The sequence below is a fragment of the Rhizobium sp. SEMIA 4085 genome, from assembly GCF_013004495.1.
Classification (GTDB): domain Bacteria; phylum Pseudomonadota; class Alphaproteobacteria; order Rhizobiales; family Rhizobiaceae; genus Rhizobium; species Rhizobium gallicum.
Genome location: NZ_JABEPH010000654.1, coordinates 1 through 1,435, shown reverse-complemented (window position 1 = coordinate 1,435; position 1,435 = coordinate 1). Strand labels below are relative to the sequence as shown.

At 57.6% G+C, this 1,435-nt stretch carries 2 protein-coding genes; one reads left to right on the top strand and one right to left on the bottom strand.

Translation table 11 applies throughout. The annotated features are described in order from the left end of the window. Positions 1-356, top strand: a 356-nt coding sequence (locus C9413_RS32100) for an alpha/beta hydrolase (protein WP_170251556.1), incomplete at its 5' end; no start/stop codon positions are given. Between the two features lie 47 nt (positions 357-403). Here C9413_RS32100 and C9413_RS32095 read toward each other — a convergent pair. Next, positions 404-1,357, bottom strand: a complete 954-nt coding sequence (locus tag C9413_RS32095) for a LysR substrate-binding domain-containing protein (protein ID WP_170251554.1) — start codon at positions 1,355-1,357, stop codon at positions 404-406. Between the last annotated feature and the right edge of the window lie 78 nt (positions 1,358-1,435).

The following is a 1,435-nucleotide window of genomic DNA, read 5'->3' as shown; positions in this document are numbered from 1 at the left end:
AATTGTTGTTTGACCATTATGGCAGCCGGGCAACCGTGCTATCTCAGGAAGACAAGAATGAGTACTCCCGTACCTACCTGAAACCCGGCGGCTTGCGCACACTTCTCGCCTATTATCGCGGCCTTCCAACCGACGTCCATGACAACGAGTTATTCCTCGAGAGGGATGGCAAGCTCGAAATGCCGGTCCTCGCCCTAGGCGGAGACAGTGGTTTTGGCCGCGGCATCGAGACGATGGAATCAATGCAGCGGGTGGCAAGTGACGTTCGAGGCGGAGTGATCCCGGGCTCCGGTCACTGGGTTGCGGAAGAAGCTCCCGAATTCATAGCGAGCGAACTCCGGAAATTCTTCGGCTAAACCACTGCCTGAAGTCGGTGATGCGCGTCTGATCCACCAGTCGCGCATCATCGACCGTGAGGGTGAATAACTCCCGTCCAGCCGACGACGATTTCACTAGCAGAAGCCGCGTCGGCAGCCAGGGTCTCTTCGATCCATCGTCTGAACAGAGCGATCTTTGGCGTTCTCGCCCTGGACCGTAAGTACACGAGACTATGGCAATTGATCCTGGGGCCTTCCAGGCCAAAAGGCGCAACGAGCCTTCCGCTTTTAAGATCTTGCCGGACGAGTACGAGGCTTTCCAGGCAAACGCCGAGTCCATCTGCGGCCGCGTTGATAGACATGAAAGATCTATCGAAACGTAGTCCTCTGTCCATGTTGAGCGTAACGCCGTGGTCGTCCGCCCAATCCTGCCAGCGATAGAGGTTCACTTCGGAGTGTATGAGCGGAAATCTGGTGAGATCCTGCGGTGAGCGTAGTCCGTTTGCGCCCTCGACCAACGATGGGGCGCACAGGACCATGATCGGCTCAGGCGGGCAGGGCTCAACGGCGATGCCAACCTCTACGGGCTGGGTTCCATAGCGGATGTCTATATCGACGTTGCCGGTCCTCAGCTCGGCCGGGTCACCAGAAGCGTGCAGTCGAAGATCGATCTCCGGATAGCGGGCGCTAAACCGGGCCAGGCGGGGCATGAGCCACTGCGAAGCGAGACTGACAACCGAATGGATATTCAGAATGTCACTTTTGCCCTTCTTCGTGAAATTGCGCGTGGCGCTCTCGATCCTTCGAAACGAGGCGCTGATCTCTTCGGCGTAAGCCCTACCCGCGTCAGTCAGCATGATTGAACGCCCGGAGCGATGAAATAAAGCAATTCCGAGCTCCGAATCCAGCGCGGCCATTTGATGGCTCACGGCCGAGGGGCTGATGCTCAGTTCCTCGGCGGCTTTTCCAAAAGATCCAAGACGTGCGACAGCTTCCAACACCTGTAGCGATCGCAGCGAAGGAAACTCCAACGCGCTCATCACCCCTCCTCCCGTTTATGCGTGCCTCACCACCTTTCCCACTGGAGACATTCAGTACGCTGGAGGACGCCCTTCCTC

What these genes read in the sequence shown, in the direction of transcription:
- C9413_RS32095 (WP_170251554.1), bottom strand. Translation starts at nt 1,357, where the DNA reads ATGAGCGCGTTGGAGTTTCCTTCGCTGCGATCGCTACAGGTGTTGGAA.